This window comes from Sphingomonas sp. PvP055, assembly GCF_040546365.1.
In the GTDB taxonomy this organism is placed as follows: Bacteria; Pseudomonadota; Alphaproteobacteria; order Sphingomonadales; family Sphingomonadaceae; genus Sphingomonas; species Sphingomonas echinoides_A.
In genome coordinates, this window is record NZ_JBEPNS010000002.1 from 36,428 (window position 1) to 57,771 (window position 21,344).

Annotated in this window: 13 protein-coding genes; 10 read left to right on the forward strand and 3 right to left on the reverse strand. The window is 60.7% G+C overall.

Translation table 11 applies throughout. The features are described 5' to 3' along the window. Nucleotides 1-351: 351 nt before the first annotated feature. The 7 genes from ABIC16_RS18900 to ABIC16_RS18930 all read left to right on the forward strand — a co-directional run bounded on the left by ABIC16_RS18900 (nt 352) and on the right by ABIC16_RS18930 (nt 13,146). The gene (locus ABIC16_RS18900; protein ID WP_354292584.1) at nt 352-984 is read left to right on the forward strand and encodes a tyrosine-type recombinase/integrase; all 633 of its coding nucleotides are present in this window, start codon (nt 352-354) and stop codon (nt 982-984) included. Between the two features lie 466 nt (nt 985-1,450). Beyond that, nucleotides 1,451-2,311, forward strand: a complete 861-nt coding sequence (locus ABIC16_RS18905; protein WP_354292412.1) for a type IV toxin-antitoxin system AbiEi family antitoxin domain-containing protein — start codon at nt 1,451-1,453, stop codon at nt 2,309-2,311. Continuing rightward, nucleotides 2,311-3,225: a nucleotidyl transferase AbiEii/AbiGii toxin family protein gene (locus ABIC16_RS18910; RefSeq protein WP_354292413.1), complete on the forward strand. Its 915-nt coding sequence runs from the start codon at nt 2,311-2,313 to the stop codon at nt 3,223-3,225. Before ABIC16_RS18905 ends, ABIC16_RS18910 begins: the two co-directional genes overlap by 1 nt. Then, the gene (locus ABIC16_RS18915; RefSeq protein ID WP_354292414.1) at nt 3,222-7,760 is read left to right on the forward strand and encodes an NACHT domain-containing protein; all 4,539 of its coding nucleotides are present in this window, start codon (nt 3,222-3,224) and stop codon (nt 7,758-7,760) included. The genes ABIC16_RS18910 and ABIC16_RS18915 overlap by 4 nt, the downstream gene beginning before the upstream one ends. Nucleotides 7,761-8,112: 352 nt before the next feature. Then, nucleotides 8,113-11,229, forward strand: coding sequence for a P-loop NTPase (locus tag ABIC16_RS18920; protein ID WP_354292415.1), 3,117 nt, complete (start codon nt 8,113-8,115; stop codon nt 11,227-11,229). A gap of 584 nt (nt 11,230-11,813) precedes the next feature. After that, the gene (locus tag ABIC16_RS18925) at nt 11,814-12,386 is read left to right on the forward strand and encodes a PEPxxWA-CTERM sorting domain-containing protein (RefSeq protein ID WP_354292416.1); all 573 of its coding nucleotides are present in this window, start codon (nt 11,814-11,816) and stop codon (nt 12,384-12,386) included. A gap of 412 nt (nt 12,387-12,798) precedes the next feature. After that, nucleotides 12,799-13,146 carry a hypothetical protein gene (locus tag ABIC16_RS18930; protein ID WP_354292417.1) on the forward strand — a complete coding sequence of 116 codons (348 nt, stop codon included), beginning with the start codon at nt 12,799-12,801 and terminating at the stop codon, nt 13,144-13,146. A gap of 422 nt (nt 13,147-13,568) precedes the next feature. Here ABIC16_RS18930 and ABIC16_RS18935 read toward each other — a convergent pair whose 3' ends face one another. Continuing rightward, entirely contained in the window at nt 13,569-14,810 is a 1,242-nt protein-coding gene (locus ABIC16_RS18935; RefSeq protein ID WP_354292418.1) for an aminotransferase class V-fold PLP-dependent enzyme, read from the reverse strand. Nucleotides 14,811-14,942: 132 nt separating this feature from the next. Between ABIC16_RS18935 and ABIC16_RS18940 the strand changes: the two genes are divergently transcribed. From ABIC16_RS18940 to ABIC16_RS18950, 3 genes are all read left to right on the forward strand, one after another. Further along, nucleotides 14,943-15,464: a TonB-dependent receptor plug domain-containing protein gene (locus ABIC16_RS18940; protein ID WP_354292419.1), complete on the forward strand. Its 522-nt coding sequence runs from the start codon at nt 14,943-14,945 to the stop codon at nt 15,462-15,464. 93 nt (nt 15,465-15,557) lie between these two features. Further along, on the forward strand, nt 15,558-17,090 hold the full coding sequence (locus tag ABIC16_RS18945) for a TonB-dependent receptor plug domain-containing protein (RefSeq protein WP_354292420.1): 1,533 nt from the start codon (nt 15,558-15,560) through the stop codon (nt 17,088-17,090). Between the two features lie 74 nt (nt 17,091-17,164). Beyond that, entirely contained in the window at nt 17,165-17,518 is a 354-nt protein-coding gene (locus ABIC16_RS18950) for a hypothetical protein (RefSeq protein WP_354292421.1), read from the forward strand. Between the two features lie 91 nt (nt 17,519-17,609). Here ABIC16_RS18950 and ABIC16_RS18955 read toward each other — a convergent pair whose 3' ends face one another. Continuing rightward, nucleotides 17,610-19,067, reverse strand: coding sequence for a PepSY-associated transmembrane domain-containing protein (locus tag ABIC16_RS18955; protein WP_354292422.1), 1,458 nt, complete (start codon nt 19,065-19,067; stop codon nt 17,610-17,612). After that, the gene (locus ABIC16_RS18960) at nt 19,054-21,225 is read right to left on the reverse strand and encodes a TonB-dependent receptor (protein WP_354292423.1); all 2,172 of its coding nucleotides are present in this window, start codon (nt 21,223-21,225) and stop codon (nt 19,054-19,056) included. Before ABIC16_RS18960 ends, ABIC16_RS18955 begins: the two co-directional genes overlap by 14 nt. Between the last annotated feature and the right edge of the window lie 119 nt (nt 21,226-21,344).

The following is a 21,344-nucleotide window of genomic DNA, read 5'->3' on the forward strand; positions in this document are numbered from 1 at the left end:
CCCCTGACCATGCCGCCTGAGCGGGAGGACTCCAGGTTGCTGCAGCCTGAAGGCCTATGAGCCAGAGCAATGGCATACCGATATTCCCCTATCCATCAGCACCATCAGAGCGCCTATGATTGAGTGACTGGTCTTGAGTATGCCCCACCATCCGTCAAGCGGCAACAATTCAGCGAGAATGGTCAATACCCGTTTGCGGTGAAGACCCAGACGCGGCCGCACGCCGCCTGCTTCCGACTTCTCGATCTCGGCCGTTTGTTCACCGGCATTTCGCCAACCATAGATGCAAACGGCCACTTTACCCTTCCCGGTGTACCCTGCGGCGCTCACTTTTCACCGCGGAGACAAGCGATGGGACATTCCTCGTTAGATCCAGCCTTTCAAGAACTCCGCCCTTGGAACGAGGGCCGGGTGCTTGGCGCGAAGCGCGCACTGAAACCGCAACAAGTTTGGGCTATTCGCTTCTGGCTCGACCAGCACCAGCGTCTACGGGATCGAGCGCTTTTCGATTTCGCGATCGACAGCAAGCTTCGCGGTTGCGATGTTGTGAAAGTCCGCATCGGCGACATCGTTGCCGGTGGCCGCATTCGGGATCGGGCGATCGTGGTTCAGCAGAAGACGAAACGACCCGTGCAGTTCGAGATCGTCGAGCCTGCCCGTAAAACTTTGTTCGCCTGGCTCGAACGCCGTGGCGGCACATTGAACGATTTCGTCTTCCCAAGCCGCAACGACTATATGGGGCACATGAGCACGAGGCAGTATGCCCGCCTCGTTCGCGAATGGATTGTCGGCATCGGCCTCCAAGCCGAGGATTACGGCACTCACTCCCTTCGACGCACCAAAGCCTCGATCATCTACAAGGCGACGGGCAATCTACGCGCAGTTCAAATCCTTCTCGGCCATGCGAAGATCGAAAGTACCGTCCGCTACCTCGGCGTGGATGTCGAAGACGCTTTAGAGCTGGCCGAACGCACCGAGGTCTGAGACGACCCAGTTGTGGACATTCACGAGCGACTCAGCGCTCCTCCAAAGCGGTCATCCGTTAATGTGACTCTCGGTCCTGTTAGGGGGCGAGGACTTTTGCTTTGGAATGACGTGAACTGGGATTTTTCGGTCGTTCCGTGGCCACGTGTTGAACGGCAGGTGTGGCCAGAAGCCGATGTCGGGAGCTTACCCGACCTGCACCGCCGACCGACGGAGATTGGGCCGTAAGCCGACCGTCCGCTCTTGGGGATTGAAGCGGCAATAGCTGCCGTCGCAGAACCGGCTAGCGCGGATGACCGCTAACGCCCCAACCCGATTTCACTATGCCCTGCCTAATGCATGAAATTGGTGCGTCGCTCTTAGCCGGGTTTAATATAGCGACTCTTCTAGCGCCTATCACCCCTTAAAGCATCGGAACTTAAACCGAGCTTGTTGTTACGTTTATTAATTTGATATATAATGCGTCATGCGCGCAAAAAGGGCATCTCTCTTAAACCGCTTAGTCCATGAGCTCCCTGAGCTTTACGTGGTTGATACCGCTTGGCTGACCTCGATAGGGCTCTCCGCATCCTCCGTGCGCGACTATGTCGAACGAGGCTGGCTGGAACGGGTGGGCACGCGCCTCTATCGGCGCCCCATGCAAGATGGAGCTGGAACGATCCGCTGGGAGATCGCCACGCTCTCCTTGCAAGCGCTCCTGCGCGTGCCCGCGCATGTTGGAGGGATGACCGCGCTCGAACTCGCTGGCTATTGGCAATATGCATCCATGGGCCGCAGGCGTGTGTGGCTCTACAGCGACGCGGCCGCCGCTCGCTCTTATCTTCGCCGGCTCGAGCTGAATGCCGATATCGAGCTCAAGTCATGCAAACTCTTCGACGATGCCGATCCGGATCTGGGTATCGAAACCAGGACGATTGACCTGGTGACCTCCACCCTGGGATCAGCCGTCCTCCACGGAGAGGCCGGTCTGGTCCGCAAGCAGCAAATCCGCGTCTCCAGCCTGGAGCGCGCCATCCTCGAAGTGCTCGAAGAGGTTCCGCGAACTTTTAGCTTCGAGCATGGGGCTGAACTGTTTGAGGGCCTCACCACCCTGCGGCCTCGGCTAATCGCGCCGCTCCTTGCCGCCTGCAAAAGCGTGAAGGCAAAGCGGCTCTTTCTGTATTTTGTCGGCCAGCACCGCCATGCCTGGTCACGAAAGCTGCGAGCCGAGGATTTCGACCTTGGCTCAGGCAAGCGCCAGATCGTGCCTGGCGGGGAATATGACCCCGAATTTCAAATCACCGTGCCGAGAACCAAGCGGCCAAAGAGAACAACCAGAGCCAGCTAATGTCGACCGAACTCTACACCCGACAGGCAGAACTGCTCGTCCGGGCCATCCCTGAAATCGCACATGAAGAGGCGTTTGCGCTGAAGGGCGGCACCGCGATCAATCTGTTCGTCCGCGATCTGCCTCGGCTTTCCGTCGATATCGACCTGGTCTATCTGCCAATCGCGGATCGAGATGAGTCCCTCGCCGCGATCCGCGAAGCCTTTTCGCGCATCGCCACAAGTCTTCGTAAACGCCTGAGCGCAAAGGTCGCCGAACAAAATTCCGGCGACGGCGCAAAGCTCATCGTGCGGTCCGCCAACACCCAGATCAAGATCGAAATCAGCCCGGTCCTTCGAGGCACGGTGTTCGAGCCGGAGCTGCGCTCCGTAAGCCCCTCGGTTGAAGATCGGTTCGGGTACGCCGAAATGAAGGTGGTCGCCCTGCCCGACCTCTATGCGGGTAAGATCGCGGCTGCATTGGACCGCCAGCACCCTCGCGACCTGTTCGACATCCTCCATCTCTATGCGAACGAGGGTATAACCGACGACATCTTCTCAGCCTTCCTGATCTACCTGATCGGCCATAACCGTCCGCCAAATGAGCTGCTGGCGCCGCATATGCTCGATTTGGCTCCTCAATATTCCGGCGAGTTCACCGGGATGACAGTTGAACCGGTTCCTCTCGAAGCGCTGCGCGAAGCCCGAGACCGGCTCTTGGCCGACATCCAGGCGCGCGTTCGGAAAGCTGGGCCATCCGCATTCCTGCGCTCCTTCTTTGCCCTTGAGCCAGACTGGTCCGTCCTGAACTTTCCGAGCGATGTCGCCAGACTGCCAGCGGCACAATGGAAGCTTCAGAACCTTGAACGCCTTCGAGCGGAACAACCTCAGAAATTCAATGAGCAACTCGAGAAGCTTGGGGAGGTCCTGAAATGATAGACTTTACCAAGATCATCGCCGGTGAGGCTGGGCAACGAGAGACCTTCGAGGAGCTGGTCTGCCAGATCGCACGGAGGGATCCTCCCGCCACGGCACTAGAGTTCAGGCGGATCCACGGGGCAGGCGGCGACGGTGGCGTAGAAGCGGTCTGGATACTCGAGGATGGCAGCGAGCATGGCTATCAAGCCAAATTCTACACCGTTTCCCGGAATGTGGATTGGGGCGCGATCGACGACTCCGTAAAGACGGCTCTCGCCACCCATCCCAAGCTCGCGACGATGTACATCGCCATCGCTTGCGCAATGACCGGCCAAACACAGCGGCAAACCACAAAGGGCAGGCCCCAGATCAGCGGATGGGACCAATGGGAAAATCATAAGGCCAAATGGGAGGCGGAGGCCAAGGGCCTGGGCCGGACCACCACCTTTGTACCATGGACCGCCCCCGACCTCGAGGCGAAGCTCACCGAGCCGAAGATGGTGGGCTTGGTCGATTATTGGTTCGGGTCTATCGAGCTGTCGCCGGCTTGGCTGGCAGCAGAATGTCGCCGCACCGTTGATGCGCTGGAAGAACGCTACCATCCAGAAGATCATGTCGATGTATCGACACGCGCGCCCTTCGATGGGCTGCTGCGAAACGATGCCTATCGCGCTAGACTCGTTGAGGCCCGCGCCGAGCTGCTGGAGGTTTCAAAGCTAGGTGTGCGGCCATCGCGCAATGAGGGCGACAATGCACGACTGGACGAGGTCGCAGCCAAGATCCAAGCCTTTGCCGACACTACAAGGGTCCTAAAATCGCCTGGGCAGAATGCGCTCGCCTATGCCGCTTGGCACAGCATCTGCGACGATCTACTCAAACTTAGTTTCGACGCCAGCCAAGCCGCGAGGTCCGAACGAGAGGCCTTGAAGGCTTCGTCGAGTGTGGATGGTGGTCCTGTAACGGCTGAGGCAAGCCCGACCATCGCTGGCCTAGACTATCTAATCGAAGGGCTGGGAAAGCTCCAGTCGGCCACAAGAAATTTCCTTGATGAAATTGGCTCATCTGCCGGCCGGAGTGATCAAAGTCGCTTCCTTCTCTTTAGTGGCCGCGCCGGTTCGGGGAAGTCGCACTTAATCGCGTCAGAGGTGGAACGCGGGCTGCAGGCGGGCTCGCCTGTCCTGTTCCTGCTCGGCACTGACTTCACGCAGCATGGGACCGCCGAGACGCAGATCCTGAGCCACTATGAGCTGAGCGGGCATGACTTCGACCATCTGCTCGGTGCAATGGATGCTCGCGCCGAGGCCTCAGGTACACGTGCGTTGATCGCCATCGATGCGATCAACGAAGGCGCCGGCGCGGCGCTTTGGCGATCGGCGCTGCAGGCGTTCGCGAAGCGGGTTCTCGCATTCCCGAACTTGACGCTCTGCGTATCCTGCCGAATCGAATATTACCCACAATTGATAACGCCCGTGATCGAGACGATGGCGACCAAGGTCGAAGTGAGCGGGTTCGACACGCCCGACGAAATCGAACGCGCGGCCCGGGTGTATATGGACCGACGCGGAATCGTCAGGCCCGCAACACCGTGGCTCAACCCAGAATTCTCCAATCCCTTGTTCCTGCGCACCGCCTGTCTTGCTCTAGAACGGGCGGGCCGGAAGACCTTCCCGCGAGGGATGCGCGGCACCAGCGAGGTGCTGGCGTACCTACTCGAGTCCACAGGCCGGCATCTTGGTACTGACTATGATGGTTCGGAGACGCTCGTTCAGCCGGTACGCCACGCCCTCCTGTCGCTGGCAAAGCAAATGGCATCAACCCGCACCGACTATGTAACGCGACCCGACGCCCACCGCCTGGTGGAGGACGTGTTTGCCGGGATTGCGCCTCCCCCGGGGAAAACCTGGCTAGAGCTGCTTCGCTTCCGAGGGTTGTTGCGGTTGGATCCTAGCCCGAATTTCGATCCTGCCGATCCAATGAGCGCGCCGGAGGACGTGGTGCGCTTCTCCTTCCAGCGCTTCCAGGACCATCTGGTCGCACGCTCTCTATTGGAGCCCGTCAAAGATCCGGCCGGCCTGTTTGCACAAGGCGGCCCCCTCCACTTCATCCTCGGCAAATATGGAATCGAATGGCAGTGGCGCGGCCTGTTCTATGCTATCGGCCTCTACTGCGCCGATCACTATAAAACCGAAATCGTCGACCTACTTCCCGGCGGCGAAGCCCGGTGGTGGGAGCATTACGAGGTCGAGGATGCGTTCGTGGAAAGCATCCGGTGGCGATCCGCGACGGCATTTTCTGATCGAACACTCGAACTGCTGAACCGGCTCGAGCGTTCAGAAGAAGACGTGGTCTCCTTGTTGATCGAGTTGGCAGTGGTGACAGATCACCCCTGGAACGCCAAGCTTCTCCACAAGAACCTCATCGAGCGTCCCTTGCCGAAGCGGGACGCGTTTTGGACCTGCGCGATAAACGGGGCGCATGGGGACATGGCACATCCTGCATGGAGATTGATCGACTGGTGCTTGAATGATGGCATTCGCTCAGCTGGGGATGATGCCCTTGCGCTCGCTGCGCTAACCCTCGCCTGGTGCCAAAGTTCGACAAGCGCAATTCTGCGCGACAGCGCCACCAAGGCGCTAATCTGCGTGCTGGCGGAGCGCCCCTCTCTTACGCCTCTTCTATTCAGGGCGTTCGTCGAATGCGACGATCCCTACGTCGTGGAGCGGCTTTACGCCGCGGTCTATGGGGCAAGCCTACGGACCCTAGAGCCCACGCATCTCGCGATCTTTGCTGAAGCCATCTGGACGCATTGCTTCGCCAAGGGCGAACCGCCGATACATCTTCTCGCCCGCGACTATGCCCGCGGCGTTGTCGAGCTCGCCTCAACCGCAGCCGCTCTGCCCCCGCACATCGAGATTACCCAGTGTCGGCCGCCCTATGGATCAAAGGCGCCGGTCTTCAACATCACCGAGGCACGCGTCGAAGCCCGAAGTGCGCGTGTTGGCGCGGATGCCATTCTCTACTCTTGCTATAAAAGCCTGGCAGACTTTGGTCGCTACATTCTGGAACACCGGGTTCAGCGTTTTGCCGCAGCACCACTTACTGGGCCGCGACCGCTGACCTTCGAAGAGACGGGCAGAAACTTCTTCGACAACATTGTCGCGGGCCGACCAGACGTGCTGGAGGCGTTCGAGGAGCTGCGCGCGGCCTACGACATCAGAAGCATGATTTTCGAGCAGAACCCCTTCAGCGTGAGCATCAGCAAGGGGGACGTGCCCAGGATCAAGAGGGCGGAGAAGGCATTTCTAGCGCTTCTTTCTCTAGCGGATTCACAGCGGTTCAAGCTTGAGGCTAAGGAATGGGCAAAGGGCGGCTCGGACCATCGCTGGCTCATCCCCGGCAAGGGACAGGGCAAAGAGGTCGATGCGCATCGCGCCAAGCTATGGGTCGCCAACCGTGCGATCTCTCTCGGCTGGACCAACAAGCTATTCGGTAACGACCGCACTCGCGACGCACGCCACAAAGACCATGGCCGCGTAGAGCGGATCGGCAAGAAATATCAGCGCATTGCTCTTATGGAATTGATGGCGCGCCTTGCCGACAGTTTCTGGCTGAAACCAGATTGGGGTCAGCCGGCACGGGTCTATGACGATCCGTTAGATATCGAATTCGTTCGGGACATTGAGCCGTCGATCATGCCATCCGACGCCAAAGCACCCTTGCCCCCCGAGTTGCCCGACATTCCGCCTCTCGCTTTTGCGGTCCTGCCAGGGGACAAGCGCAAGGGCTGGGTATTCGATGCGGACCTAGCGCCCCAGCGCCTGTCACTGGCGCTGGGCTCCGATCTAACCACCGACGGCTGGGTTGCGCTGTACCGGTACGCTTCCCAGGACATCGACGTCGATGTCGAGCACAAAAAGAGGTTCCTCGACACGCCGTGGGTGCAGAGTGAATTCTATTTTCTCGCCTTGCTGCTTTTGCCGCGGGAAGATCGCGACAGGTTCGTCGCCGAGACCGAAGCCAATTCCGACGACTTTCACGAATGGTTACCCAACCAGCGCGTGGATGGTCCCTATATTGGGGAGTTAGGCCGGCGGGCGACTTGGAGCGCCGACCCCTGGTCTACAATCGAAGTCCGCGGTCCAGAGGAACGCAGTTACCGCGTAATCAAGCCGACCGTCGATTTCAGCTGGGAGAGCCATATGGATGGCAGTCTGCCCGATGGATTTGGTCGGCACGTTCCGATCAGCTGGCTCGTAGCCGAACTAGGTCTGCGTGGCGATCCGGCAAGTCTCGGCGTCTATCGCAACGCGCATGACGTGCCGGTCATCGTGACGAGCCAGCGTTCCGGGCACAGCGCTGCCTTGATCAGAAGGGAGGCCTTGATGTTGCTGACTGAGGCGCACGGTTTGTCGCCGGTTTGGACGGTAATCGGCGAGCGCATGGCGGTCGAAGACGAAACCAGGCGGAGGCCGGATACGCGTGTCCGATATAACGGCCTGCTTTGGCTGGAGGGCGTTGAGCCGAAGCTGCGTCACTGGTCCCGACCGGATTGAGTAGGAACAGGCTGAACAACCGAGATCAGGCGCGTTGCAGTCAGTCCACTTCGAGGCGTCAATACGGCAGCTTCTATCAGGAGCAGATGTTCGCTGTGGCCAAGCTAAACGGCCGGGTCTGGTCGCGTCCTGCCGGCGGATCACCGCCACGAGGACCCACATGCGGCCATTCGCGCTTAATTGGCCAGCGCCCCGAAGCGGACGCTTATGTACCGCTCGCGGCAGGCGTTTCGAGTACGTCGCCAAGTCCGCAGAACGACCACTGCGTGCAGGAACTGGACCTCGAACCGTGTTGCGGCGATAAAGGAGCCACGATGACCGACCGAACCCTTCCGCGGGCGGACGCCCCGCTGTGACGCTGCCTGACATCCCCGCCTCGCTGGCGGAAGCGATGAAGCGGGGCGAGGCAGTACTGTTCCTTGGTGCGGGGGCGTCTTTTGGCGCGAAGCGCGCGGACGACGGGGTAATACCACTCGGCGACGCCCTCCGGGACCTCGTCTGCGACCGATTCCTTGCAAGCACATGCAAAGACCGTTCGCTCGACGAGGTTGCCAGCCTCGCCGAAACAGTGGCCGGCAGAGCCGAGCTTGATCAGTTCGTCGCCAACGCAGTACGCGGGTTCGAGCCAACCCCGGCCCACCTTCTCCTTCCCAAGTTCCGGTGGAAGGCAGTCTTCGGTACGAATTACGACCTGTTGGTCGAAGCAGGCTGGGACGCGGTCACGCCTTTGCAGACGCTCAAGCCGATATTTAGGGACACTGGCATCGAACGAGACCTCGCCACGGTCGTCGATCCTCTGCCCTACTACAAGCTGCACGGCACGATCGACTACCTCCACGATCCCGCCACCCCGCTCATTCTGACCCAGGATTCGTACCTTACCTACCGCCAAAACAGGAAGCGCCTGTTTGGCCGGTTCGAGGATCTGGCGCGCGAGATGCCCGTGGTGTTCGTGGGCACCAGACTCGCGGACCACCACCTCCGGGAAATCCTACACTCAGTTGACGCTGACGCCGCCACCAGGCCGACCTACTACTTCGTCAGCCCGGGCATTAACGAGTTCGACGTCGCTCTGCTTGGCCGCAAACGCATGCTACCGATCAAGGCGTCCTTTGAGGATTTCATGGCAGCGCTAGACGCGGCCGTCGAACCTCTCGCGCGCAAGCTCTACGGAGCGGTGGCCCCCGCGAAGCATTCCATCGAGCGCCACTTTCGTCGCAACGTGCCCTGTCCGCCCTCGATCCTCGCCTTTCTTACCGACAACGTCGAGCACGTTCACGCCGGCCTGCCGAGCAACGCGGTGGACGCCAAGCTATTTTTCAAGGGCGAGTCCGAATCCTGGGACCCGATCGAGCGCGGCTACGACATCGAACGGCAGATCTACTCGACCGTGATGCTGCGCCTTCTCGACCTAGAGCACACGCCGGGCGAGCTGAACGTGGTCTGCGTCCGTGGAGTGGCCGGGGCGGGAAAGACGGTATTCGCCCGGCGGCTAGCCTACGACCTCGCGGTAAAGCACGACCGCCTCGTCCTGCATTGTCGACCGGGCGTGCACCTCCGCGCCGACCCGCTTCTGGACTTGCATGGGTTAACCGGGCTTCCGGTCACACTGGTAGTGGACCAAGCCGCCGACCAGCTGCGCTCGCTCGACGATCTGACGGCGCGCCTGTGCTCGGCAGGCGTTCCCACGACACTCCTCCTCGTCGACACACACGCATCCTTCGGCTCTGGCCTAGAACCTTTCGCCCGTATGATCCGCGGTGAATTCGAGCTTCGGAACCTGGCCGAGAGGGAAATCCGCGACATCCTCGTCAAGCTGGAGCTGCACAGCGCCCTCGGGCTGCTGGAGCCGCTTCGCCCCGAGGAGCGAATTGCCACATTCGAGCAGCTCGCAGATCGCCAGCTGTTGGTGGCCCTCTACGAAGCTACGCAGGGCAAGCCGCTCGAGCAGCTGATCGTGGACGAGTATCACCGCATCGTGCTTTCCGAGGCGCAAGAACTCTATCTCCTGGTGTGCACGCTTAATCGCTTCGGCGTGCCGGTGCGCGCGGGCCTCGTCCAGCGCGTGATGGGTATGCGCTTTGTGGATTTCGGCAAGCGCTTCCTCGGACCGCTCTCAGGCGTGGTGTTCGCCGAAATGGATCCACGCTCGCGGGACTACGCCTACCGCGCGAGACACCCCCACATCGCCGACATCGTTTTTCGGCGCATTCTCGACACCCCTACGAAGCAGTCGGAGCAATACGTCCGAGTAATTGAGGGACTAAACCCGAGCTACGCATCGGACAACGCGGCCATGCGTAAGATGCTGTCTGCGCGCAATCTGCGCGACCTCAGCGCAGGTCTGGTTGAACGGAGACGCATCCTCAAGGTCGCGGAGCGGGTCACCGGCGAGGATGCGTTCATTATGCAGCAGCAGGCGATCCTAGAGATGAATTCCCCTGGCGGCGACCTCGATGTTGCCGCAGAGCGCTTGGAGGCCGCGACACGGCTGCAACCTCGCGACACCTCGCTTAAGCACACCCAGGCCACCCTGCTCGCCCGCAGGGCGGAGCAGATCAAGGATCCGCTGGCAAGGAGGTCAATGAGGAACAAGGCCCGCGCCGTCTTGGCGGAGATCAAGCCCCGGGCCGGCAACGACCCGTATCTGTTCGCGGCCAAGGCTGGCCTGGCGATCGACGACCTTGAGGATGCGCTTCGTACGCTGCCGAAGGGATCGGACGCCCCCGCTGAACCCGGCGTTATCCGGCTGGTGGAGGACGCCGAACGCGCGCTGGAACAGGGACTGGCGGGCGCGCCCGATTTCGAACGGCTGACCCGGGAGGCATTCCGGCTGCGCAAGCTGCTCGGAGAGGAGGAGAAGGGCTTGGGGATGCTCCGGCGAACCCTCTCGCAGCAGCCCCACCTCGAGTTCGTGGCTGCCTCCTACGCCCGACTCGTCGCCGACCGCGACCTGCCAAGTGCCATGGATGCCGTTCGGCGCTGCCTAGCTGAGAAGCCGCAGAGCCGCCTTCTTAACCAGGTCCTGTTCGAGCTCCTAGTCAAGGAGGCCGACGACTTCCGCGACGCGCAGCTCGGCCCGCTGCGTAGGGCCTTCACCTTCGAGGACGCGAACGTCGTCATGCACGTGCATGCCGTCCGCTACCACTTCATGCGCCGCGAAAATGACGAGTTCGCAGCCGTCGTGCGTGCGGCGGCGCGGTCGCCGGCCCCTTGGACCGACCGCGACCGACCGCGCCTACCGATCGAGGGTCCGCTCGCCAACGGCAGGTTTGGCGCGACGGTTGCGAAGCTTTCGGCCAACCACGGCTACCTTGCGGTCCCGGAGATGATGCAACAGGTATTTTTGAATGCGGACCACCTACCGGAAAACACGTGGGACGCGCTCCGCGAGGGAATGCGAGTCCAAGCTCAAGTTCTTTTCAACTGCCGTGGCCCAATCGCGCGCGACTTGTTCCTGGCAAACTGACTCGAACAACCGTGATCCAGCCTTGCAAAAATGGCTGACTAACCGCTAATTCGTACCCGGTATTAAGACTTTTCAGCTGATCCACTTTGCATAGGCGCCCTTGCCCAGAGGCAGTCTTCCGGCCCCCCGCTACGTTATCTAAACGAACGGCTGTTTACGGCGACCGCCGGCCTAAAGCGGCCGGGCCGTTTTCCCCCAAATGGCTATGGAGCCCCCTGCTTAGCTGCCTGAACGAACGTCCGCTTACGCCGTTCGCCTCCCGAAAGCGGACAGGCGGCTTTCCACCCACCTTCAGACATTCGCAGGTACGAAGCCCCTGCGCCGGCGGGGTTAACGCGGGGGTAAAAATTTCCCAGTCTGGCTTGTCGGACGGCGAAAAACTCAGCGCGATCGAAGCGCGCGGCGGAGGGGTTGTCCGCCTCGTGTAGCGGAGATTGTATCGTCTGATAACGACACGCTCATCTGCATAAAGTCAGAACGGCGCGATCCCGTCGTTGTACAACGTTTACTACTCTAGACTCTTGCAGGATCGTCTCGCTATTGCGCAGTTGCCTCGCCTCCAGCGCGGCTGGATGGAGAGGACGATGTTGCTGACAACCTTTAAGCTGCTGGTCACGGTCGGCGGGTTAGCCTTAGCAAGCGGCGCTTTGGCTGCGCCAATTACTTATAAGGGTTCGCAGCAGGTTGGGCCGGTAACCGCCAATTATTCGTTTACAACTGATGGCGGCGTAGGTCAGCTCGCAGCTAATTTTATTAATTACAGCATCAATCTTTCAGATGAAATAAATTCTTACACACTAACTCCAGACAACTCTTACACTTTAAGCTACGTATCTGCGAATGATAAATTCCTATATATCGACACAGGTTATTTAGATGTGCTTTCTTTTGCGAGAGTACCTATAAATGGCTTTGGGCAGACGGCCGGCGGTTTTGGTGTTACTGAGGATCAGACAGGCGTAAGTTTAGCATCTAGTTCCGATCCTGGTTTCTATGTAGTCAATCATGACAACGCCGCAGGTTTTGCGTATGCTGACGGCGTCACCTCTGCCGTCCCCGAGCCTGCCACTTGGGGCATGATGATATTTGGAATGGGCGCGATAGGGATCGCGATGCGACGCCGGCAGAAGGTCAGCACGCGCGTTTCCTTCACGTAAGTTGCCTCCTCGCCGGCTGAACGCGGGCGGTCTTTGGCAAGGCTGCCCGCCTTTTGTTAATGTAAATGCTGTTGGTCTACATCGCCTACCTTCAGACACTCGTGCCTCCATGAGCGGCGAAGTGCTGGGGTTAGGCGGGGGTACGAAGGCATTTTCTTAGCCAGATGCGCTACAAAGCTCGCGGTGCTCTTTTAAGAGCACGGCGGAGGGTATCCCCCCGCGCGGCTGCGCAGTTGTCCGTCGCGTGCTCCAGAAGCTGCATTGCTTCTTAATCGGCGCAGGCGACCACGCAGAATCAAAAAGCGGACGTACCGCAGTCGCCCAAAGGCGGACGTGCGCTTGCGCGACGGAAGCGGTTGTTAATCGCCTGACAATATAATCTGCTCAGATCCTTTGCCGTCTGGAGGGTCTGATGCTGTGGAAGCTGTTCGCCGTCGTATTGGTGGTTTTCTTTTTGGTGGGCCTGACCCCGCACGCACGAGATACCTACGATATCATAGGCTTTCCGATCGAGGTAATCGCCTGTATCGGAGTAACGGCATACGCGTTCCGCCTTCCGACGTCTCAAAACCAGCTTTGGATGGCATTCGGATGGATCTTCGCCGGTTGGTCGGTTCTCGTAATTGCAGTCGGCGCGACAAGAGGATTCATACAGGGGCTGCCGCCTTACGCGATTGCTTTCGCATTCGTCTACGCAGCTACGTGGCTCTACCCAACCTGGCTCGCACTCCACAGATTGGCGCGCGCCGAGCACTCCTAAAGTGAGCCGGTGATCCGTGCTTCGTGTGGCCGCTTTCCACTAATTATTGCCGTTCAGCGGCCGGATGCGCGGAAAACCCGGTCGTAATCACGGTTGTGCGACAAACAGGTGATTTCGGGCGGCAGCCTCTCGATCGTCGCAAAACGCCGTCGCCGACCCCAACTGGCGACTATCGTGTGTTTGCCGTCACTTCTGCGCCAACACTTACGCAGCAGATTCTGCCTAGGCGTGGAATTTATTCGTTCCAAATTGGCAAAACCTTCTTGCTCACGCCATTCGTCTAGCCGGTGCGCATGAAATGAACGGGCGCATCGACGAGCGCGTCAAGCATCACTAGCTACAGCCGCTGGTGGAGCAGGATTACCGGCGATGATCGCTGCTCACCTGAGCGCCTTGGCAGATAAAGCGTCTTATCTTTCTAGTCATTTAAACATTGCACGCTCTGTTCGAATAGCATCCACCAGTCGATCCAGTTCATCACTGGTATTGAACAAGGCGGGCGTCACTCGCAGCACGGGCCCGGATGCCAGCCCCTGTTTAGCGACGACGAGAACCTGATGCTTTTCAAGAAAACGCTGCTGCGCAGCGCGCGCCTGATCCCAACTTTTCTGACCGGGTAGTCTAAATGCACCAATGACAGCACCCAGACTTGGTTCTTCGGAATGGACCAGTTGCACGCCAGGTAGGCTACGAACGCCGTTCGTCCAGTGTTTGCGTTTGGCCGCCAGAATTTCCAGCTTCCGCGCCTGCCCTAATGAACGATGCTCTCTGATAGCCGCGGGTATGGTTAGCCGTGCGGCGAAGTCGACGGTGCCGGTCGGCACACGAGCACGAATATCGTCATCCTTGTGAATATGATTTCCCAGCCACGGCGTGATGTCGCCCAGCCGTCCGCGGCGGATGTACAGCGCACCCGTGCCGAGTGGGGCAGCCACCCATTTGTGCAAGCTGAACCCCATGAAGTCGATACCGAGATTGTCTACGTCGACAGGCAGCAAACCGACAGACTGTGCGCTGTCGAGAATAACATCGACGTTCCGTTTCCGGGCCATCGCCGCAATCTCGTGGATTGGCAGGACGAGCCCACTGCGGTTCGACACATGCGTCAGGAGCAACAGTCGCGCCCGCGGTGTTTCTCGCAAGGCTTTCTCGTAGGCTGCAAGGATGTTGGCTGTGGTCGAGGGCTCTGGGATGGCGATGCGGACATGTTGCGCGTCGCGGGATGATGCGAGATAAGCCATGGCGTGCTGCATCTCGTCGTAATCGACGTCGGCAGTAATGATCGCCTCACCGGCCTTCAGGAGCCGGTAATTGACGATGAAGCTGTAGAGCGCTTCCGTCCCCCCGCCGCATAGCGCCACCTCTTCTGTACGAGCTCCAATGAGGCTGGCGACGCTCTCGGTGGACTGTTGCAAGCGCTCGTCTCGCGATGGCCCCGGCAGGGCGCTACGTAGAAACAGCGCATTGTTGCGGTTTACCCACTCGTCATGACCACGATACGTAGCAGCGACTGTCCGCGTCATCGCGCCATAATAAGCAGCGTCGAAGTTGGCGAGGCGGCGATCAACATCGTAGCGCGCCGTAACGTCATCTACCGCAGTGTCGGATGCTAATAGCGCCCCAGTGAGCGAGGCTCCCGCAGCGGTGCCGCCAACCATCTTCATGAATGCTCTCCGCCCGTTCAATTTCGCGCCTCCTGCTTGACCCTAATTGATCCCCGCGCCAAAGCCCGTTGGGATACAAGATAACATTACAAAAGGGGGTTTAGCGTGAATCTACGTGTATGTCGTGCAGCATTGCTGCTTTCGGCCGCTGCGTCGATGCCTGCCCTGGCGCAGGAACGTGATTCCTCGGTCGAGACCGAAGGCGAGGCGATCATCGTCACCGGCAGTCGTTTTGGCGGACGAACGTCGACACAGTCAGCGACACCAGTCGATTCAATCGGACGAGACCAACTTCAGCAGAGTGGTCGGGTCGATCTTATCCAGCAGCTCAAGGTCGAGGTACCAAGCTTCAATACGCCCCGGCCATTAGGATCCGGCGTTGGCGATTATCTAGTGCCGCCCTCGCTGCGCGGTCTTGGGCCGGGTGAGGTTCTGGTGCTCGTGAACGGCAAGCGACGTCACACCTCAAGCGATCTTAATTCCAGCAACGGCATTGGGCGCGGCGATGTCTCGGTCGACTTCAATGCCATTCCCTCGTTCGCGCTGTCGCGCGCCGAGGTGCTGCGCGATGGTGCGTCTGCACAATATGGGTCGGATGCAATTTCAGGCGTCATCAATCTCATTCTCGACCGCTCGGTCGGGACACGTGCGTAGGTAACTGGTGGTATCACGACTAAAGGCGACGGTGCTTACGGCGAGGCCAGTGTTTCATCGGGTATTCGTGTGGGCAAGGACGGTGTGTTCCGCTTGACCGCGTCGTTCCAGCAGCATGAAGGCACCGACAGGTCTCGGGCCGATACCAGGCAGCAGTATTTCGGTACGAACGCTGCAGGACGGCCCACCGCGCTTTCAGGCAACTACGGCTCGGGCACCGGCCTCACGCCGTCGAACGGCACGCTCGACCCGCGCGAGGCGACGATCGATCGCAACGTGTTCCGCTTCGGGGACCAGCCTAATACGAACGCGCAGCTATTCTACAATTTCGTCGCCCCCGCCTCAGAGAATGTCGAAATCTATGCGTTTGGTGGGTACAACCGACTCGATGGCGACATCGAGTATTTTTTTCGCCGCGCTGGTCAGGACGAGACCATACGCAGCATCAATCCGGACGGGTATCGGCCCATTCTTGATTCCAAGATTGAGAACCTGTCGACAGCGATTGGACTGCGCGGCGACAATCTCGCGGGATTTGGCTGGGATCTGTCGACGGTCTACGGCCTCAACACGCAGGACCTCAATTACGACAATAGCGTCAACGTCTCCTACGGGACATCGACGCCGCGGCGGTTCAACCGGCTGCGTTCCGATTTCTACCAGTGGACGAACAATCTCGATGTGACACGCGAGATATCGCTGGGTGACGCCGAGCCGCTTAAAGTTGCTGCAGGGCTCGAATATCGTGAGGAAACCTATCGCCTGTTTTCCGGGGCACCCGCAGGGTATCTGAACGGCGGTGTGCCGATCCTCGACGGGCCGAATGCGGGACGGCCGGCGATCATCGGTGCGCAGCCGGGTCCTAGCAACAGTGCCGATGATCGTGCCTCGCTTAGCCGTCGCAGCTGGGCGGTATACGGCGATGCTGAAAAGACATTGTTCGATCGGCTGCTGCTACAGGGTACTGTGCGGCACGAAAACTACAGCGACTTCGGGAGCACGACGAACTTCAAGGTGGCCGGACGGCTCGGCTTGTTTGGCGGGTTGGCAGCCCGTGCCTCGTACAACACAGGCTTCCGGGCGCCTGCACTCGCGCAATCGGGTTATAACGCTTCCAACACGCTGATCTTGAACGGCCAGCAGGCGATCGTGCGGGTGGCGTCCGTCGACAGCCCGGCAGCCCGCCTAGCCGGGGCTACCGACCTCAAGCCTGAGCAGTCGCGCAACGTTTCGGCGGGTGTCGTCTTCGGAGCTGGTAGCTTCACGGCAACGCTCGACGCCTATCAGATCAAGGTCCGCGACCGCATTGCGATCTCTTCCACCTTCCAGGACACGCGGCTGACCACCTGCCTTGCCGTCAATGGCCAGGGCAATTTCAGCGCTCTGTCCTACCTGACCAATGCCGTTGATACGAAAACCCGGGGGGTGGATCTAGTTGTCAACTATCGGTCCCGCATCGCGGACGGAATGTTCAGTGGAACGCTCGCCGGTAATTACAACAAGACGGTCTTCGATCGTATTGCAGGGACACCTGCGCCGCTCGCCGCGCTTGGTATCACCACCCCCTTGTTCGACGTGACGCAACAGCTGCGCTTCTCGGACAGTCTGCCGCGCGAACCAAGGTAACGCTTGACCTCAACTACTCGCGCGGACCGTTTGCAATCTCGCTGACAAACACGCGCTACGGCGAGGTATCGACCGTGGCGCTGACCAACCGCACCCCAGCCCAGATCGCGGCACTCACGCCGGGTTATGACGTCACCTTCGTGCCAGTGTCCGCGACCAGCGCGAACTCTGACATCATCCAGCGCTTCGGCGCTGACGTGCTGACAGACATCGAGGTTTCGTGGCAGGCGACGCGCCTGCTACGCTTAAGCGCAGGCGCCCAGAACGTGTTCGACGTTTACCCGGACGAGAATATCGCTTCGAGCACGGCTTCGGTTGCGGCCGGGACCAACGGGGCCGACAATGCCGGGACCCAACCCTATAACGCAATTTCGCCATTTGGCTTTGGTGGACGAACGATGTTTGTCCGGATAGGCCTCAGCTTTTGAGAGTCGATGCTCGTCGTCGAGCCTATTCGTGCAAGGGTCACCTACGTAGCGGACACCTCCCGCCTGCACGCTACACGGGGGTTCCCGTGGTTCATCGTGCGAGCCTTTTCCATCCCAGCCAGATGCCGCTTATCGATGTCACTACACCGGCGATCGAGAACAGCCAGATCAGTCCATCCCAGGCCGGCCGGTGCAATGTCAGCGTGTTCAGATCCCATCTGTGGAGGAGGTTGAATAGCCAGCGGTACACCCTCTGTCGTTCATCGACCGTCCGGAGAACTTCCCCGGTAGCGGGATCGATATAGAACCAAGTCTGCGCCGGATCGGCGAAACGCAGCTGCAACACTGGCAGACGCGGTAGCGTCCCGACCGCATACCAGTATGCATCGGGCGCCGTCAGGCAATCGACCGAGAGTAGCGGCGCGGGGCTCTCCAGATGACGTGCGGCCCTCACGATGGCCACCTGTGTAGCTTGGGATGGCGCGAGTGTGGCTGTATTCAACACTACTCGCCGCCCGTCGCGATAGGAGAGCAAGATGAGCGGATTTCTCGCATGGTCAGTCAACTGCGCTATAACCGCACCTTCGGCTGATATGCCGAGCCGGTCGAGTGCCAGGCCCGGCATCGGATCGGACGCCTGATATGTTCGCATCGCCGCCTTGTCCGGCTTAGTCCCGCCAAACAAATGACCAGGGTCTACCGACAGCCAACCGCTAAAGATCCAGGCGACCAGGAAAGCACCACCCACCAGCCCCGCGACATGATGCCAGAGCATCCAGCCATTGTAGGGTGTCATTCGTCCGCCTTTGAAGCGCCGTGCGCCGATGCGGGTCCGCAGGATGCCGATCCACATCCCCGCAACCGCCGCGGCGATGCAGGGACCAGACACCCATAGCACGACTTGACGCCAAGCCGTTTGATCCTGTCGTAGAACCGTCGGATAGACCCAGTGCGGCACCGAGCCGAGCCAATTCCAGAACCGCTCGCGACGGGTGGTCATTTGAACGACGGCGCCCGTCGTCGAGGACACATAGGCCTCCGTGCCGGACGCGTCGGCAAGCGCAACCTTCCAAAGTGGACGATGTTGATCGAAGCCGCCAGCAACCGTCCACTGATCCCGGGTCAGTCGTTCTACGTGCCTCGTCGGTGCGTTGGCAAAGCGGCCAGCGACCCGACCGGCGTAACGAGCATCGACTGGCCGCAGGACGGTACCGCGACTGGCGGCGAGAGTGGTGTGCGTCCCATCCCACCCGGTCACGCGCCATACAGGCGCGCCGTCGCGCATCTCGAGCAATAGCTCCTGCGATAGCCGTCCGCCGTCCAGCGGAGGCGGCACGTTCACTGCTGCCCAGTCGATCGCCTCGCTCCCAGCCAGCTTCTCGGCTGGCGAGAGGGAGGGATAAGGCACGTAGACCATCACCAGCCCGGACAGAAACCACATGGCGAAGAACAGGCAGCTGGCGATGCCGATCCAGCGATGAACGAGGTACAGCCAGCGCCGGGCAGTCTTGCCAAGCGCCGGCCGCCTGAGGCCGTTAAAAGCTGACACGAAGCGAAACGTCGACCGAGCGGGGACGGCCAAGGACCCACTGCTCGTTGTTGTACGTGCTGAGCGCATAGTCCCGGTCGAACATATTGTAGGCGTGGATATCGACCGCGAGGTGCGGCGTCACCGCATAAGAGAGCGTGGCATCGACCGTGATGTAGCTGGGGACGCGAAAGCTGTTCGCATTGTCCGAATAGCGGCGCCCGACATAGCGCAGTCCGGCGCGTGCCTGGAGCGAGCGCGTTGCGTTCCAACGCAGCCAGAGATTGGCAAGCGTCTCGGGGACGTCTGGCGGGGTATTGCCGTCGAAGCTCGAGCCGCCAGAGACGAAGTCGTCGAACGTCGCGTCGAGCACGCTGCCATTTGCATCGATCCCGACGCCGTAAGGCAGATCGAGCGACACCGCAGCCTCGATACCCTTAGCCGATCGCTGGCCGACCTGCTCGACCGGGCTCGTCGGGGTCAGCTGTGCCAGCAAGCGCTTCTTGACGATGCGGTAGGCGGCGAGGGTGGCGGTGCCGCGACCGTCGAGGAACACCGCCTTGGCGCCGACCTCGATTTGGTCGCCGACCGCGTTGCTGAACTGCACCTGCCCGGTCGAATAGGTGGTCAGCGTCCCCAGCGGGTCCACGCCGGTGGCATATTGCCCATAGAGCGACACCGTCGGGATCGGCTGATAGACGCTCCCGACCCGCCAGGTCACATTGTGCAGCCGCTTGGCGAGCACGAACGTCTCGGTGCCGGTGCCGCCCGGATAGTCGATCGACCAGCGGCGGATTGTGTCGCGCTCGTAGCGGACGCCACCGACGATCGAGACGTGCGTGCCGAGCTTAAGCCGGTCCTCGGCAAAGACCGCATATTCGTTGGTGCGTGTGCGATAGCGCGGTGCGATGCCTTGCGTGTCGACGATCAGACCGGGATCGAACGCGAAGGGATCGACTTCCGAAACCTGCGGGTCAGACTCGAAATTGTGGGAGTAGGTCAGTTTGATGAGGTTGACGTCGAAGCCCATGACAAAGTCGTTGCCGACGCCATCGGCGACGTCCGTCCTGAACGTCACGCTCCCCTGATCGCCCCACTGCGTCTGGTCGTGGACGATGCCGGTCATGTCGGTGCGCAGGATGCGGCCGGGCGTACCGGTATTGGCGCTGCCGTTGGCGCAGGCCCCGTCTGCGGCGATCCAGCAATAGGTTTCGAGATTGAGCCAGGAGCGTTTGGAGGTGAGGCGATAGGCCTGGTTGCTGACGGTGACCGCATCGCTCGGCGTCCAGTCGACCTGCAGTCTGGTGCGGTTGTCCCGGTAGCGGATAAAGCCGTCGCGCGTGTTGTAGTTGCGGTCCCGGATGTGGTCGTCGAGCCGTCCCTCGATCAGCGGCGTGCCGAAATAGCGCATCGGCTTCTGGTCGCCGTAATCGTCCCGCGCGGTGACGACGAGCGTGTCGGTCGGTGTCCAGCGCAGCGTGCCCGAGACGGCATGGCTGCGCGACTGGCCACGATCGACATAGCCGTCGGACCGACGATAGCTTCCGTCGATGCGGTAGGAGAGGCGCTCGGTGATCGGCCCCCCTGCGCCCGCCGCCACATGGAAGCTGTCCTGCGAGCCATAGCCGATCTCTCCCTCCACCTGCGTCCGCTGCGTATCGGGTTTGCGCATCAGGACATTGACCGCGCCGCCCAGAGCACCCTGGCCGTAGAGCACCGAGGCCGGACCGCTCAGGACGTCGATCCGTTCGACCATCCACGGATCGGTCGGAAAGGTGATCGTGCCCGCAGCCGGGAACAGCCTGATGCCGTCGATGAGCTGGAGCACGGATCCCTGACCGCTGAAGCCCCGTGCGGCGAGCGCGGTGCCGCCATTGCCGGGGTTGCCGGCGTTGCTGATGCCCGGCGCACGGCTCGTCGCGTCGATCACCGACATATCGCCGCGCGCGCGGATCGTGGCGCCGTCGATGACCGAGAGCGTCGCGGGGGTCTCGAGCGGCGTAAGGCCCAGGCGGCTGCCGGTCGCATTCGGCGTGGTGAGCGTGTCCTGAGCATGCTGGCCAACAACGAGGATGTCTTCGTTGTCGGGGGCGGGCGTGGATTGAGCATTAAGAGGTGCTGCGAACACAGGCGACAGGAAAGCCCCCGCGACCGCGAGGCGAGACAATAGGAATGGCATTACGGTAATCCCCGGGGCGTCGAGCGAACCCGGCAGGGACCTCCCGCGAACGGCCGACATCCGCGCCAGCCGGACGCCATCGCGACCGGCACGCATGCCCGTGCGGTCCCCACCGCACA